Source organism: Pseudomonas sp. NyZ201 (assembly GCF_049860765.1).
GTDB lineage: Bacteria > Pseudomonadota > Gammaproteobacteria > Pseudomonadales > Pseudomonadaceae > Aquipseudomonas > Aquipseudomonas bharatica.
This window is the reverse complement of sequence record NZ_CP187557.1, coordinates 1,241,739-1,255,002: the sequence shown is the minus strand read 5'-3', so window position 1 is coordinate 1,255,002 and position 13,264 is coordinate 1,241,739. Positions and strand designations below refer to the sequence as shown.

The 13,264-nt window shown below is 63.6% G+C and carries 14 protein-coding genes; 7 read left to right on the top strand and 7 right to left on the bottom strand.

The genetic code is table 11. The features are described from left to right. Positions 1-31 precede the first annotated feature (31 nt). Positions 32-784, bottom strand: coding sequence for a hypothetical protein (locus ACPFMA_RS05825; RefSeq protein WP_425929829.1), 753 nt, complete (start codon positions 782-784; stop codon positions 32-34). Positions 785-1,117: 333 nt separating this feature from the next. On the opposite strand from ACPFMA_RS05825, the gene ACPFMA_RS05820 reads away from it, so the two are divergent. Together ACPFMA_RS05820 and ACPFMA_RS05815 are read left to right on the top strand one after the other, a co-directional pair. Then, complete coding sequence (locus ACPFMA_RS05820; protein ID WP_425929828.1) at positions 1,118-1,483, top strand: hypothetical protein; 366 nt, start codon at positions 1,118-1,120, stop codon at positions 1,481-1,483. Positions 1,484-1,600: 117 nt separating this feature from the next. Then, complete coding sequence (locus ACPFMA_RS05815) at positions 1,601-2,206, top strand: flavin reductase family protein (RefSeq protein ID WP_009401165.1); 606 nt, start codon at positions 1,601-1,603, stop codon at positions 2,204-2,206. Between the two features lie 7 nt (positions 2,207-2,213). On the opposite strand, the gene ACPFMA_RS05810 is transcribed toward ACPFMA_RS05815, so the two are convergent. Together ACPFMA_RS05810 and ACPFMA_RS05805 are read right to left on the bottom strand one after the other, a co-directional pair. Then, a complete protein-coding gene (locus ACPFMA_RS05810; RefSeq protein WP_009401166.1) occupies positions 2,214-2,444 on the bottom strand; it encodes a hypothetical protein in 231 nt (76 codons plus the stop codon). Between the two features lie 38 nt (positions 2,445-2,482). Continuing rightward, the gene (locus tag ACPFMA_RS05805; RefSeq protein WP_009401167.1) at positions 2,483-2,776 is read right to left on the bottom strand and encodes an antibiotic biosynthesis monooxygenase family protein; all 294 of its coding nucleotides are present in this window, start codon (positions 2,774-2,776) and stop codon (positions 2,483-2,485) included. A 305-nt stretch (positions 2,777-3,081) separates the two neighbouring features. Here ACPFMA_RS05805 and ACPFMA_RS05800 point away from each other — a divergent pair, with 305 nt between their 5' ends. Further along, positions 3,082-3,981, top strand: coding sequence for an AraC family transcriptional regulator (locus ACPFMA_RS05800; RefSeq protein WP_064303435.1), 900 nt, complete (start codon positions 3,082-3,084; stop codon positions 3,979-3,981). On the opposite strand, the gene ACPFMA_RS05795 is transcribed toward ACPFMA_RS05800, so the two are convergent. Then, on the bottom strand, positions 3,978-5,615 hold the full coding sequence (locus tag ACPFMA_RS05795) for a 5-guanidino-2-oxopentanoate decarboxylase (RefSeq protein WP_425929827.1): 1,638 nt from the start codon (positions 5,613-5,615) through the stop codon (positions 3,978-3,980). The two genes, ACPFMA_RS05800 and ACPFMA_RS05795, sit on opposite strands and share 4 nt — an antisense overlap. 116 nt (positions 5,616-5,731) lie before the next feature. Here ACPFMA_RS05795 and ACPFMA_RS05790 point away from each other — a divergent pair, with 116 nt between their 5' ends. Continuing rightward, positions 5,732-6,604: a LysR substrate-binding domain-containing protein gene (locus tag ACPFMA_RS05790; RefSeq protein WP_425929826.1), complete on the top strand. Its 873-nt coding sequence runs from the start codon at positions 5,732-5,734 to the stop codon at positions 6,602-6,604. Between the two features lie 87 nt (positions 6,605-6,691). On the opposite strand, the gene ACPFMA_RS05785 is transcribed toward ACPFMA_RS05790, so the two are convergent. Further along, complete coding sequence (locus ACPFMA_RS05785) at positions 6,692-7,306, bottom strand: NAD(P)-dependent oxidoreductase (RefSeq protein WP_420059096.1); 615 nt, start codon at positions 7,304-7,306, stop codon at positions 6,692-6,694. Positions 7,307-7,429: 123 nt separating this feature from the next. On the opposite strand from ACPFMA_RS05785, the gene ACPFMA_RS05780 reads away from it, so the two are divergent. Together ACPFMA_RS05780 and ACPFMA_RS05775 are read left to right on the top strand one after the other, a co-directional pair. Beyond that, a complete protein-coding gene (locus ACPFMA_RS05780; protein WP_425929825.1) occupies positions 7,430-8,338 on the top strand; it encodes a LysR family transcriptional regulator in 909 nt (302 codons plus the stop codon). Between the two features lie 430 nt (positions 8,339-8,768). Continuing rightward, positions 8,769-10,169 (top strand): MDR family MFS transporter, encoded by a 1,401-nt coding sequence (locus tag ACPFMA_RS05775; RefSeq protein WP_425930576.1) that lies wholly within the window; start codon positions 8,769-8,771, stop codon positions 10,167-10,169. Here ACPFMA_RS05775 and ACPFMA_RS05770 read toward each other — a convergent pair whose 3' ends face one another. Then, complete coding sequence (locus tag ACPFMA_RS05770) at positions 10,170-11,054, bottom strand: DMT family transporter (RefSeq protein WP_425929824.1); 885 nt, start codon at positions 11,052-11,054, stop codon at positions 10,170-10,172. A gap of 156 nt (positions 11,055-11,210) precedes the next feature. After that, complete coding sequence (locus ACPFMA_RS05765) at positions 11,211-11,843, bottom strand: TetR family transcriptional regulator (RefSeq protein WP_420059094.1); 633 nt, start codon at positions 11,841-11,843, stop codon at positions 11,211-11,213. Between the two features lie 266 nt (positions 11,844-12,109). On the opposite strand from ACPFMA_RS05765, the gene ACPFMA_RS05760 reads away from it, so the two are divergent. Continuing rightward, the gene (locus ACPFMA_RS05760) at positions 12,110-13,261 is read left to right on the top strand and encodes an efflux RND transporter periplasmic adaptor subunit (protein ID WP_009401176.1); all 1,152 of its coding nucleotides are present in this window, start codon (positions 12,110-12,112) and stop codon (positions 13,259-13,261) included. The last annotated feature ends 3 nt before the right edge of the window (positions 13,262-13,264 follow it).

The following is a 13,264-nucleotide window of genomic DNA, read 5'->3' as shown; positions in this document are numbered from 1 at the left end:
CGGAAGGTCGGGGGCTTTTTTGTTCCCGCTGTCAGACGGTTCCAACCACCCGCTGCACACGCCGGGCATTGAAGTAATAAGCCATCCCCACCATCAGCAGCAGTACCCCGCCCAGCACTGCCGACGAGCCCACGGTGCCGAAATCCAGCCCGCCCTTCTCGTAGGGTTTGGTCAGGAAGTCCCCCAGGGTCGCGCCGAACGGCCGGGTCAGGACAAAGACGATCCAGAACAGCGCCACCGGCGAAATCCGGGTCACGTAGCGCGCGATCACCACCAGGCAGATCGCCGAACCGATCAGCAGCGCACCACCGGCAAAGCCCAGCCCCGAATCGTCCGCCAGATAATCGCCCAGCGCCGTGCCCAAGGTGTTGGAGAACAGGATCGCCACCCAATAGAAGATCTCGCCGCGCCGGCTGCTGATGTGGTTGACGTTGAGGGTGTTGCCGCTCATGCGCCACAGGGCGAAGGTCAACGCGAGGATACCGATCAGGATCGCCGAGCCGGTGGCGTAGCCCAGGCCCAGGGTGCGGTCCATGAAGTCGGACATGGTGGTGCCGGCGGTGCTGGTGGAGAGGATCACCAGCCAGTAAAGCGCCGGGTGGTATTTGCGCGAGACCAACTGCGCCAGCAGCGTGGCGAGGAACAGGCTGATCAGGATCACCGAGCTTAGCGCGTAGCCGACGTTCAGGGTCATCGACAGCAGGTCGCCGGCGGTTTCGCCAAGGGTGGTGGCGCAGATCTTCATGATCCAGAACGCCAGGGTGATTTGCGGAAGTTTATTCATTGTGGGAATCGCTCCAGGGTCAAGTGCCGCGGAGATTGCTCAGGGAGCGATGAAAAAAGCGTGGGTGAAAAATGAAAAATGCGTAGGTGAAAATTCTTTCATTTTTCCTTTGAGCGGCGCAGATCCCTGTGGGAGCGGGTTCACCCGCGATTACGGTGGTGAATTCACTGACGTAATCGCGGGTGAACCCGCTCCCACAGGGATCCGCGAACGCCATTAAATCGATTTAGTCGATCCTTATGGCCGATTTTTTGCGCTTTTTAATCAAATTAATCGGCGTAGTATCAAACCCATAGAAACAAGCAACCCACTCACTACCCCGGAGCAACCACCATGAAAAGCAAACTGATCCTGACCCTGGCCTTCTCTGTCCTGACCGCCAACGCTTTTGCCGCCGACGGCTTCGACCGCACTGGCAGCCATAACTTCAGCCACCCGCAAGCCCAGGCGGCCGCAGTCGCCGAAGATGGCTACGATCACACCGGCGCTGCCAAATTCGCCGAAGACGGTTTCGATCGCACCAACGGCGCCAAATTCGCCGAAGACGGCTTCGATCGCACCAACGGCGCCAAATTCGCCGAAGACGGTTTCGATCGCACCAACGGCGCCAAATTCGCCGAGGATGGCTTCGATCGCACCAAGGGCGCTCAATTCGCCGCCGATGGTTTCGACCGCACCCAGGCCCATCGCTTCAGCTAAGACCTGCGGTTTCACCTCCCACAGCCCGGCTCCGGCCGGGCTTAATCGTTTTCAGGGCCCGCCACTCTTGGCACACTAGGTGTCCTTCCCCCTGTACCCGCCAACAAGGCCCGCCCGATGTACTACTACGAACCCGCCAAAGGCCACGGCCTGCCCCATGATCCGTTCAATGCCATCGTCGGTCCGCGCCCGATCGGCTGGATCTCTTCCCACGACACCGAAGGCCGCCTGAACCTGGCGCCCTACAGTTTCTTTAACGCCTTCAACTACATTCCGCCGATCATCGGTTTCTGCAGCGTCGGGCGCAAAGACAGCCTGAACAATATCGAGCAGACCGGTGAGTTCGCCTGGAACCTGGCCACCCGTCCGCTGGCCGAGGCGATGAACCAAAGCTGCGCGCCAGTCGCGCCGGAGGTCGATGAATTCGCCCTGAGCCAACTGACCCCGGCAGCCTCGCGGGTGATCGCGGTGCCGCGGGTGCAGGAGAGCCCGGTGTCGTTCGAGTGCAAGGTGAGCCAGATCATCCAGCTCAAGCGCGCCGATCAGGAACCGGTACCAAGCTGGCTGATCCTGGGCGAAGTGGTGGCGGTGCATATTGCCGAGCATCTGCTCAAGGACGGTATCTACGATACCGCCGCCGCCGAGCCGATCCTGCGTGGCGGCGGCCCGGCGGACTATTTCGAATTGGGCAACCTGTTCAAGATGGGCCGCCCGCAGCGCTGAAGCGCGCCTACCAGACCAGCTCGGCGTCGGCGCTGACGCCTTGCAGGCGCTGCAGTTCGGCATTCGCCGCTTCGTCGGCGGCGGTGGCGGTCTTGAACACCTGGCCATCGAGTACCTTGTGGAAGGTCGGCGCGCCCACGGCGCCCAGGCCCTTTACCGCGATCGCGGCATGGTAGCCACCCTCGGTCGGCACCATCGCCGCGACCGCTTCAAACCCTACGAATACCCTGCGCGCCATTGTCGTCAAACCCGATGATTGCGAAAAAGGCCGTCATTCTAGCTGAAGGTGTGCAGATCGAGGCTCTCCAGAACCCGTGCCTGCACCAGTTCGCCGAACAGTTGCAGGCTGGGCGAGTGGAAGTAGTCGTTCATCGCCGATGGATCCTGCCACTGGCTGCTGAGCAACCAGAGGTGGCTGTCGCAAGACGAGCGTTGCAGGCTGAAGCCCAGGCAACCCGGGGTGCTGCGGGTCGGCTCGCGCAATTGTTGAAGACGTTCGCCCAGCTCTGCCGAGCGCCCTGCACTGGCGCGCACGAAGGAGAGGTGGCTGACCGGTCGAGATGTCGTCATGTGCGGTGCTCCTTTGAAGCGGTCAGGGGAAACTGCCAGGCTGCCAAGATTAGCCAGCCCGCCGCCATCACCGTTAGGCCGATGCTGTCGGTAAATTGCCTGATCCTGCATGACGACCATGAGACGGCCGGGCAGTCGATGAAACGCCCAGGCGGTGCCATGAATCCCGCAACACAGTCCAACCGCTTAAGGTGAATAGCGATCCGCCTGTCCCGGCAGGATCGTGCAAGAACCCGACAGCTTTCGGCTAGCGCCGGGACTTGCACAAACCTATGCTGCGAAAATCCTGCTGAGGAAGCTCGTCCATGTCATCCGCCGAACCTCTCGATCCTGCCCTCGAAGCGCTGCGTGAAGCCCTTGCCGACCTGGTCCGCCGGCATGTCGACTCGCCGGCGATCAATGGCCTGTTCCTGGTCCGCCATGAAGAGAACATCCGCTCCATGCCGACCCTGGCCCACCCTGCCCTGTGCATCCTGGCCCAGGGCAGCAAGGCCGTGCACCTGGGCGACGAGCGCTATGTCTACGACCCGCTGCATTACATGGTGGTGTCGGTGGCCATGCCGATCAGCGGCGTGTACCTGGATGCCAGCCCGGAAAACCCGAGCCTGGGCATTCGCCTGGACATCGACCCCGCAGAAATCAACAACCTGATCGCCGATGCCGGGCCCATGGGCGTGCCGGCGGCGTCCGAGCGCGGGCTGTTCGTCGAGCGCCTGGACCCGGCGCTGCTGGACGCGCTGATTCGCCTGATCCGCCTGCTGGATACGCCGAAGGACATCCCGGTGTTGGCACCGTTGATCCGACGGGAAATCCTTTACCGCCTGTTGCGCGGGAAACAGGGCCACCGTCTGTATGAAATCGCCATGTCCAATAGCCAGACCCATCGGGTTTGCCAGGCGATCCAGTGGCTCAACGACTACTACGATAAGCCGCTGCGCATCGAGGACCTGGCCCGCGAGGTGAACCTGAGCGTCTCGGCACTGCATCACCGTTTCAAGTCGGTGACCTCGATGAGCCCGTTGCAGTACCAGAAACAACTGCGCCTCCAGGAGGCTCGTCGGCTGATGCTCAACGATGGCCTGGAGGCGGCGGTGGCGGGCTATCGAGTCGGCTATGAAAGCCCGTCGCAGTTCAGCCGCGAATACAGCCGGCTGTACGGCGCGCCCCCGTTGCGGGACATGGCGCGCCTGCGCAACGCGATTTAATCCAGGGCGTTGTCGGTCCAGCAGCGCTGGTCGATCTCGATCAGCGTCGGTCCCTGGCGGCCGGCAGCGGCGACCAGTGCCGCCTTCAGGGCCTGGACTTCACTCACCGCTTGCGCCGCGCAGCCGAAGCCCTTGGCGATGGTGACGAAGTCCGGCGTGTGGATATCCACGCCCACCGGTTCGATATCGCGGTTGACCATATAGCGCTTGATTTCCTCGTAGCCCTGGTTGTTCCACAGCAGGACGATCAGTGGCACCTGTGCCTCCACGGCACTGGCCAGCTCGGGCAGGGTGAACTGGATACCACCGTCGCCGATCAGGCAGACCACCGGCAGGCGCTGTGCGGCTTCCTGCGCACTGCCCAGCCAGGCCCCCATGGCCGCCGGCAGGGCATATCCAAGGGTGCCGTAGCCAGTGGACGCATTGAACCAGCGGCGCGGATGGTCCAGGTCGAGGGTCAGGTTGCCGGTGTACACCGGCTGGGTCGAATCGCCCACCAGCACGGCCTGTGGCAAAGCTTCAAGAATGGTATCGAGGAACAGGGTCTGGGCAGTTGCCGCGTCGTCCCACTGTGCGGCCAGGGTTTCTTTCAGCCGCGCCGCGCGGGCCGGGCCCCACTCACCGGCGCGAACCGGTGACGGCTGGTCGCCAAGGGCATGCAGCAGCGCATCGCAGGCATGCCCGGCATCGGCGACCATGGCCAGCTTCGGCGGGTAGTTGCGTACGGTCTGGTCCGGGTCGATGTCGATGCGCAGCAGGGTGCCAGGGATCTCGAAGCCGCCCTTGAAGGTGACGTCGTAGTCGGTCTCGGCCAGTTCCGTGCCGATGGCCAGCACCACATCGGCCTCGCGCACCAGTTCACGGGTGGCGGCCAGGGACTGGGTCGAGCCGATCAGCAGCGGATGACGGGATGGCAACATGCCCTTGGCATTGATGGTCAGCGCGGTTGGCGCCTGGAGGTACTCGGCGAGCCGGGTCAGCGAGGCGCTGGCGCCGATGGCGCCGCCACCGGCAAGAATCAGCGGACGACGGGCGTTTGCCAGCAGGGCGGCCATCTTCGCCGCAGTAGCCGGGGCTGCGGCGGCACGCTCGACGCGCACCGGCTCGCTGCCCAGCAGGTGATCGGCCGGCTCGACGATCACATCCAGCGGAATCTCGATATGCACAGGCCGCGGTCGTGCGCCATCGAACACGGCAAAGGCACGGGCCAGGACTTGCGGCAGGTCGTCGGCGGACATCAGGGTATGGGAAAAGGCAGCGACACCGCGCACCAGTTCGCTCTGGTTCGGCAGTTCATGCAACTTGCCCCGCCCGCCGCCCAGGGCGCTGCGCGATTGCACGCTGGAAATCACCAGCATCGGGATCGAATCGGCGTAGGCCTGGCCCATGGCGGTGGTGATGTTGGTCATGCCCGGGCCGGTGATGATGAAACACACGCCAGGTTTGCCACGGGTGCGCGAATAACCGTCAGCCATGAAGCCGGCGCCTTGCTCGTGGCGCGGGGTGATATGCCGGATAGCGGACGCCGCGAGGCCTCGATAGAGTTCCACGGTATGCACGCCCGGGATGCCGAACACATGGTCCACACCGTAGTTTTCGAGGAGTTTTACCAGCACTTCGCCGCAAGTCGCCATGTTCGTGAGCCTATTGTCTGTGTTCGGGGCCAGGCCTTCATTGGACCGCCGGGTGGCTACCGGCACAAGGCAAAGTTCCTCATACTAGCCATGCGCCCAGATCATGGCTTATTCCGATGAAACGACTCCCTCCCCTTGCCGCCCTGCATACCTTCCTGGTGACGGCCCAATGCTGCAACTTCACCCGGGCTGCCCAGCAGTTGCACCTGACCCAGGGGGCGGTCAGCCGGCAGATCGCCGGGCTCGAGGAACACCTCGGCTATCCGCTGTTCATCCGCCAGGCCCGCGGCTTGAGCCTGACCCGCGAAGGGCAGGAATGGCTGCCCCGGGTACAGCAGGTGTTCAGCCTGATAGAAGACGGCGTGCAGCAGATCGGCGCGCCACGCGGCACCCTGCAATTGAAGGCGCCGACCTGCGTGATGCGCTGGCTGCTGCCACGGCTGATGGAATGGCAGGCGTTGCGGCCGGACGTGCCGGTGGAACTGACCACCACCATCCAGCACGGGGTGGATTTTCGCCGGGAGGGCTTCGATGCGGCGGTGGTCTATGGTGCCGAGCCGGAGGGCGAGGCATTGAAACTGTTCGACGAGCAACTGACGCCGGTCTGCTCGCCACACTTGCTGGCGGGTACCACGCCGCTGCGCGAGGTGGCGGATCTGGCCGGGCACATGCTGCTGCACCCGACTCGGGACGAGCGGGACTGGCAGACCTGGCTGGAGGCGGCCGGAAGCGGGCTGGAGATCCAGGGCCGGCGCCAGCATTTCGAGACGCTGGACATGGCGATGGCCATGGCCTCGCAAGGAACCGGGGTGGCGATCGGGGATTGGGCGTTGATCGGGGATGATCTGCTCGGCGGCAGATTGGTAATGCCGTTTGATTTGAAGGTGCCTACCGGGAAAGGTTACTACCTGGCAATGCCGGGGAAGGTGGCGGCACCGGGGTTGGTGGAGCTGGTTGCATGGTTGGGGGAGCAGGCCCGTAGGCGGTGATCTTTCGGGCCCTATCGCGGGTGAACCCGCTCCCACAGAGTAACCTGTGGGAGCGGGTTCACCCGCGATGAGGCCCTGAAGAACAATTCAGTAACCTACAGTGAACCGCTGCCGCGAATGCTTCGGCTGCTCCAGCTCATCCAGCAAGGCAATTGCGTAGTCGGCAAAGGTGATCCAGCTCCTGCCATCGGCACCGATCAGCAGATGATCCTTGCCCAACTTGTACGACCCGGTCCGCGGGCCCTCCACGAACTCCGCCGAAGGCGAGAGGAAGGTCCAGTCCAGGTCCTGCTCCTGCTTCAACGTTTCCAGATAGACCGCACCCGCGCTGGCCTCGGCCTTGTAGGCCTCGGGGAAGTCCGGGCTGTCGATCACCCGCGAATCGTCCGGCAGCAGCAGGCTGCCTGCCCCACCCACCACCAGCACGCGCTTGACCCCGGCCTGCTTTGCCGGCGCCAGCAGGGTCTGCGCGGGGATCCCGGTGAAGTGCGCAGCGCTCAGCACCGCATCGTGCCCGGCCAGGGCCTTGGCCAGCGCCGCGCCATCCTTGATGTCCAGCGCCACGGGGTTCACCCCGGCGCGGCCCTGCAGTTTCGCCGGGTCCCGGGCGATGGCGGTGACGCTATGGCCACGGCGCAGGGCTTCTTCCAGCAACTGGCTGCCGGCACGGCCGGTTGCACCGATGATTGCGATCTTGCTCATGACAAACCTCCACTGAGAGTTGAACCTGTCTCGAAGACGACGACTGAGCACAGCTTAGTTGCGCGATCCGGGGCAAAAAATGCGATTCTTGCGCATAGTTTGTTTCTGAAACCGGACAGATCAATGGACCGTCTCACCGCCATGCGGGTCTTCGTCACCGTGGTCGATCTTGGCAGCCAATCCGCCGCCGCCGATCATCTGGATATGTCGCGCCCGGTCATATCCCGCTACCTGGCGGACCTTGAGGATTGGGTCGGCGCGCGCCTGATGCAGCGCACCACCCGCAAGCTGAGCCTGACTGCCGCCGGCAAGGAAACCCTGCCACGCTGCCGGCAAATGCTGGAGCTGGCCGGTGACCTGCAGGCCGCCGTCGCGACCCCGGACCAGACGCCCCGGGGAGAATTGCGCATCAGCGTGAGCACTTCGTTCGGCCAGGCGCAGTTGCTCGAGGCGATCACCGAATACGTGCGCCGTTATCCCCAGGTCAGGATCGACCTGCAGATGCTCGATCGCACCGTCAACCTGGTGGATGAACGCATCGACCTGGCGATCCGTACCAGCAACGATATCGATCCCAACCTGATCGCCCGGCGCCTGAGCGTTTGCCGCTCGGTGATCTGCGCCGCCCCGGCCTACCTGCGCGAGCATCCGCGGCCACAAACGGTGCAGGACCTGGCCCGGCACAATTGCCTGACCCATTCCTACTTCGGCCATAGCCTCTGGCATTTCGAGGTGGACGGGGAAAACGTGTCGGTACCGATCCAGGGCACTATCAGCGCCAACGAGGCCCTGACCTTGCAACAGGCGGCCCTGGCCGGCGCCGGTATCGCCATGCTGCCGACCTACCTGGCACACCGGCCGTTGCGCAGCGGCGAGCTGGTGCAGCTGCTGCCCCAGGCCCGGCCGAAGACCCTGAACCTGCATGCGGTGTACACCTCGCGCAAGCATATGCCGGCGACCTTGCGCAGCATGCTGGACTTCCTCGCCGAACGCTTCACCGATCCACCGGAATGGGATCGCGACCTGCCATAAGTGAACTAGGCTTGTAGCAGGGTGTGTCGTAGCGGGAGGTCAGCATCATGGGTGTCAAATCCAGGAAATGCGCGGTCGTCTTCGCCATCGCCGCCGTCATGGGGCTGTATGCCACAGCTGCCTGGCGGGTCGAGCAGGCGCGTAACCAGCCCTGGTCCGCGGCGAGTTGTTCGCTGGTTCATTGTGTGCCGCATACGGCCACGCTTAGCGCGTTGAGATAAGGGTCGCCTGCACCGGCCTCATCGCTGCGGTGCGGCGGTCCGACAAGCCAGCTCCCACAGGGATTGTATGCACCGCTGCCAGCGATGAGGCCCGTGAAGACGCTTAGCAAGCTATCGGTTAAACTCGCGTGAAAAAACATCCGAGCCCCGCCGTGACCCTACCCACCACCCCACCGCAACCCGCCATCCGTACCGTGCTCGTCGCCCTGATGCTGGCGATCTTTCTCGGTGCCCTCGACCAGACCATCATTGCCGTGTCCATGCCGGCGATCTCCGCGCAATTCAATGATGTCGGCCTGCTGGCCTGGGTGATTTCTGGCTATATGGTGGCAATGACCGTGGCCACGCCGATCTACGGCAAGCTGGGCGATCTCTATGGCCGTCGGCGAATGATCCTCGGCGGTACGGCGATCTTTACCCTGGCTTCGGTGTGCTGTGCCATGGCCCAGAGCATGGAACAACTGGTACTGGCGCGGGTGATCCAGGGCATCGGCGCGGGCGGCATGGTCTCGGTGAGCCAGGCGATCCTCGGCGATCTGGTCGCGCCACGGGAACGCGGGCGCTACCAGGGCTACTTCAGCAGCATGTACGCCGCCGCCAGCGTGGTCGGGCCGGTATTGGGCGGCTTGCTGACCGAATACCTGTCATGGCGCTGGGTGTTCTGGCTGAATCTGCCACTGGGCCTGGTCGCCTGGTGGGTGACACGCAACAGCCTGCGCGGGCTGGCGACGCCACAACGGGCAGCCAGGGTGGACTACCCCGGTGCGCTGCTGCTGATCCTCGGCCTGACCAGCCTGCTGCTGGCCATTACCCTGATCGGCCAGGGCCATGCCTGGCATGGCGAGGCGGTGCTGGCATTGCTCGGGGTGGCGCTGGTCGGCCTGACCCTGTTCATCCTGTACGAGCGCCGGGCACCGGAGCCATTGCTGCCCTTGAAGCTGTTCGGCAACAAGGTCGCGGTGCTGTGCTGGTGCGCGATCTTCTTCACCAGTTTCCAGGCCATCTCCCTGACTATGCTGATGCCTCTGCGCTACCAGAGCATCACCGGCGCCGGCGCCGACAGCGCGGCGCTACACCTGCTGCCGCTGGCCATGGGCCTGCCGATCGGCGCCTACAGTGCAGGTCGCCTGACCAACCTGACCGGGCGCTTCAAGCCGCAGATCCTGTTCGGTAGTGTGCTGATGCCGCTGGCGATCATCGGCATGGCGTTCAGCCCGCCGTCAGCCACCCTGCTCAGTGGTTTCTTCATGCTGCTGACCGGCATCGCCGGCGGCACGCAGTTCCCGACCTCGCTGGTGGCGGCACAGAGTTCGGTGCAGCCGCAGGATATCGGCGTCGCCACCAGTACCACCAACCTGTTCCGCTCCCTCGGCGGTGCGATGGGCGTGGCACTGATGTCGGCGCTGTTGCTGGCGATGCTGCAGGACGGTGGCTATGCGCTGGCCGGCGAGGCCCTGCTGGGCAGCCTGCGTACGGGCGAGGCGAGTCTTCAGGTACAGGCCGAGCTGTCGGTAACCTTCCGCAACCTGCTGCTGGGCAGCGCCTCGATTTCGCTGCTGGGCCTGGCCGCTGCGCTGGCCCTGCCCAACCGCGAACTGCGTGGGCACTGATCAGCCGCGCCGCTGCACCCAGGCCACGGCCAGGCCGCTGAGGCAGATGATGGCGATGCCGACCACGCCGTAGATATCCGGGCTGTGGCCAAAGACCAGGTAGCCGAACATTCCGGCAAAGAGGATCTGCCCGTAACTGAACGGCGCCAGCATGGCCGGTGCCGCATGTTTGAACGCTGAGGTCAGGAGCATGTGGCCGAGCATGCCGCAGGTGCCCAGGCCAATCATGAACAGGCCGTGGGTGAAGCTGGGCAGGGTCCAGAAGAACGGCACCAGGGCAGTCATGATCAGGCTGTTGAAGATGCCGGTAAGGAAGTTGCTGGTGGTCGGGCTGTCGGTGGCGCTGAGCTTGCGGGTGAGCAACTGGTAGCAGCCGAAACAGAAGGCCGAGCCCAAGGGCAACAGGATGGCCGGGGTGAACAACGCGCCGCCCGGCCGGATCACGATCAGCACACCGATAAAGCCTGCCGACACGGCCATCCATTGCCCTCGGGTAACCCGCTCGCCGAGCAATGGCACCGACAGCGCAGTGACCATCAGGGGCGCGAGGAAGTTGACCGCAGTCGCTTCGGCCAGCGGGATATAGCGCAGGCCGGTGGTGAAAAGCAGGCTGGTGCCGATCAGGCACAGCGCTCGCGCCAGTTGCAGCAACGGCCGCCGCGTACGCACCACCGCCGAAAGCCCGGTGCGCGGCACGAACACCACCAGCATCAACAGGGTGTGAACCACATAGCGCGCCCATACCACCATGACGATGGCGTAGAACCCGGACAGGTACTTGGACAAGGCGTCGTGGCTGGCGAACAGCAAGACCGCCAGACAGATCAGGGCGATCCCCCGCAGCGGTTGAACGGCGCCTTTCAGTGTCGGGGTTTGCGCGGTCATGTGCGGACTCGATGAAGAAAATTTAATTAGCCAGCTAAGTATCCGGACGGACCCAAGCCTACATAATGTTGACGCCGGTCCGACTTTCGTCTGGACCGGCGCCTACACTACCAACGGAATCTGGAAATACAAAGATTCACAAATGCTCACAAAACCTCAATTGCGCAGGGAGGGGCTCAAGCGCAGCATGTCCAGCCCCGCATCGATCCAGCGTTCGGCATCGCCGAGCAGGTCGAAGCTGTCCGGCAGCAGCAGCCAGCGCCGGATCAGCCCGTCGATGTAAGCGAACATGGCCAGCGCCGCACGCTGCGGATCGGTATCGGCCGGCAACTGCCCGCGCTTGACGGCATTGCTCAGGCTACGGGTGATGCGCTCGTGACAATCGGTCGTCGCGTTCTGCCGCTGGACGCGGATCTCGCACATTTCATCGGTGAATTCGCACTTGTGATGAAGAATCTCATTGATGCGCCGGGTTTTCGGATCACTGGCCATCCGGTGCATCAACTGCACCAGCAGTTTGCGCATGCAACCCAGCGGGTCGGGTTCGTCCTCGCTTTCGCTGGCGCGGGCCAGGGCGTCCAGCGGTTCCTGCAGGCTGTCGAGCAGCGCTTCGACCAGTTCGGCCTTGTTATCGAAGTGCCAATAGATGGCTCCCCGGGTGACGCCCGCCAGCTCGGCGATATCCGCCAGGGTGGTACGCGCTATTCCACGCTTGTAGAAGGCTTTTTCCGCAGCTTCGAGAATCTGGTTACGGGTTTCCTGTGCTTCCTCTTTGGTTCGACGGACCATGGCAGTACAACCTCATCAAGGAGCCGGTCGCCTGCGTCGGGTAACCGGGTTCTGAGCGGCGGCGGCCTTGTTCAGGGCGCCCGCCGGGAGTTCTGGTATCGCGCCTTGCAGCCTGTGTTTGACAAGGTAGCGGGTATTTACAAACAAGCATGAATGTAAGTATATTCCTTAGCATGCTACTTATCTAGCCGGACCCGTTAATTTTCCTTAATCCGTTTTCCATTATTCTTGAGCGTCTTCAGCTCTATTCTGACCCGAGGATCTTCATGCAACTCAAGCCAGCTGTTACCGCTCTGGTATCCGCCGTCGCCCTGGCAACACTGCTCAGCGGCTGTAAAAAGGAAGAAGCGGCGCCCGTGGCGCAGGCTCCTCAGGTCGGCGTCGTCACCCTCCAGCCGCAATCCTATACCCTCGTCTCCGACCTGCCGGGCCGCACCATCGCGTACCGGGTGGCGGAAGTACGTCCACAGGTCAACGGCATCATCCTCAAGCGCCTGTTCAAGGAAGGCTCGGAGGTGAAGGAAGGCCAGCAGCTCTACCAGATCGACCCGTCGGTCTACGAAGCGACCCTGGCCAGCGCCAAGGCCAACCTGCAATCGACCCGCTCGCTGTCCGATCGCTACAAGCAGTTGGTGGACGAACGCGCCATCAGCCGCCAGGACTACGACGATGCATTGGCCAAACGTTTGCAGGCTGAAGCCACGCTGAAAAGCGCCGAGATCGATCTGCGCTACACCAAGGTGCTCGCCCCGCTCAGCGGCCGTATCGGTCGCTCCGCAGTCACCGAAGGTGCCCTGGTCAGCAACGGCCAGGCCACGGCCATGGCCACCATCCAGCAGCTCGACCCGATCTACGTCGATGTGACGCAGTCTTCGGCCGAACTGCTCAAGCTGCGTCGCGAGCTGGAGAGCGGCAAGCTGAAGAAGGTCGGCGACAACGCCGCCGAAGTCAGCCTGAAGCTGGAAGATGGCAGCGATTACAAGCAGAAAGGTCGCCTGGAATTCTCGGAAGTATCGGTCGACGAAACCACCGGCTCGGTGACCCTGCGTGCCGTGTTCCCCAACCCGGAACACAACCTGCTGCCCGGCATGTTCGTTCATGCCCGCCTGAACAACGGCGTCAACGAAACCGCCATCCTCGCGCCGCAGCAAGGCGTGACCCGCGACCTGAAAGGCCAGGCCACCGCCCTGGTGGTCAACCAGGACAACAAGGTCGAGCTGCGCCAGCTCAAGGCCAGCCGCACCGTCGGTAACGACTGGCTGGTGGAAGAAGGCCTGAATGCCGGTGACCGCCTGATTACCGAGGGCCTGCAGTACGTCAAGCCAGGCATCGAGGTGAAGGTCAGCGATGCGACCAACGTCAAGCCTGCCCAGCCAACCCAGGCCAGTGCCGCGAGCGCAGGGGCCAAAGGGGAGTAAACC

Excerpts from the sequence above, each read along its gene's own strand:
- ACPFMA_RS05825 (WP_425929829.1), bottom strand. The coding sequence starts at position 784 with ATGAATAAACTTCCGCAAATCACCCTGGCGTTCTGGATCATGAAGATC.
- ACPFMA_RS05820 (WP_425929828.1), top strand. The coding sequence starts at position 1,118 with ATGAAAAGCAAACTGATCCTGACCCTGGCCTTCTCTGTCCTGACCGCC.
- ACPFMA_RS05815 (WP_009401165.1), top strand. The coding sequence starts at position 1,601 with ATGTACTACTACGAACCCGCCAAAGGCCACGGCCTGCCCCATGATCCG.
- ACPFMA_RS05810 (WP_009401166.1), bottom strand. The coding sequence starts at position 2,444 with ATGGCGCGCAGGGTATTCGTAGGGTTTGAAGCGGTCGCGGCGATGGTG.
- ACPFMA_RS05805 (WP_009401167.1), bottom strand. The coding sequence starts at position 2,776 with ATGACGACATCTCGACCGGTCAGCCACCTCTCCTTCGTGCGCGCCAGT.
- ACPFMA_RS05800 (WP_064303435.1), top strand. The coding sequence starts at position 3,082 with ATGTCATCCGCCGAACCTCTCGATCCTGCCCTCGAAGCGCTGCGTGAA.
- ACPFMA_RS05795 (WP_425929827.1), bottom strand. The coding sequence starts at position 5,615 with ATGGCGACTTGCGGCGAAGTGCTGGTAAAACTCCTCGAAAACTACGGT.
- ACPFMA_RS05790 (WP_425929826.1), top strand. The coding sequence starts at position 5,732 with ATGAAACGACTCCCTCCCCTTGCCGCCCTGCATACCTTCCTGGTGACG.
- ACPFMA_RS05785 (WP_420059096.1), bottom strand. The coding sequence starts at position 7,306 with ATGAGCAAGATCGCAATCATCGGTGCAACCGGCCGTGCCGGCAGCCAG.
- ACPFMA_RS05780 (WP_425929825.1), top strand. The coding sequence starts at position 7,430 with ATGGACCGTCTCACCGCCATGCGGGTCTTCGTCACCGTGGTCGATCTT.
- ACPFMA_RS05775 (WP_425930576.1), top strand. The coding sequence starts at position 8,769 with ATGCTGGCGATCTTTCTCGGTGCCCTCGACCAGACCATCATTGCCGTG.
- ACPFMA_RS05770 (WP_425929824.1), bottom strand. The coding sequence starts at position 11,054 with ATGACCGCGCAAACCCCGACACTGAAAGGCGCCGTTCAACCGCTGCGG.
- ACPFMA_RS05765 (WP_420059094.1), bottom strand. The coding sequence starts at position 11,843 with ATGGTCCGTCGAACCAAAGAGGAAGCACAGGAAACCCGTAACCAGATT.
- ACPFMA_RS05760 (WP_009401176.1), top strand. The coding sequence starts at position 12,110 with ATGCAACTCAAGCCAGCTGTTACCGCTCTGGTATCCGCCGTCGCCCTG.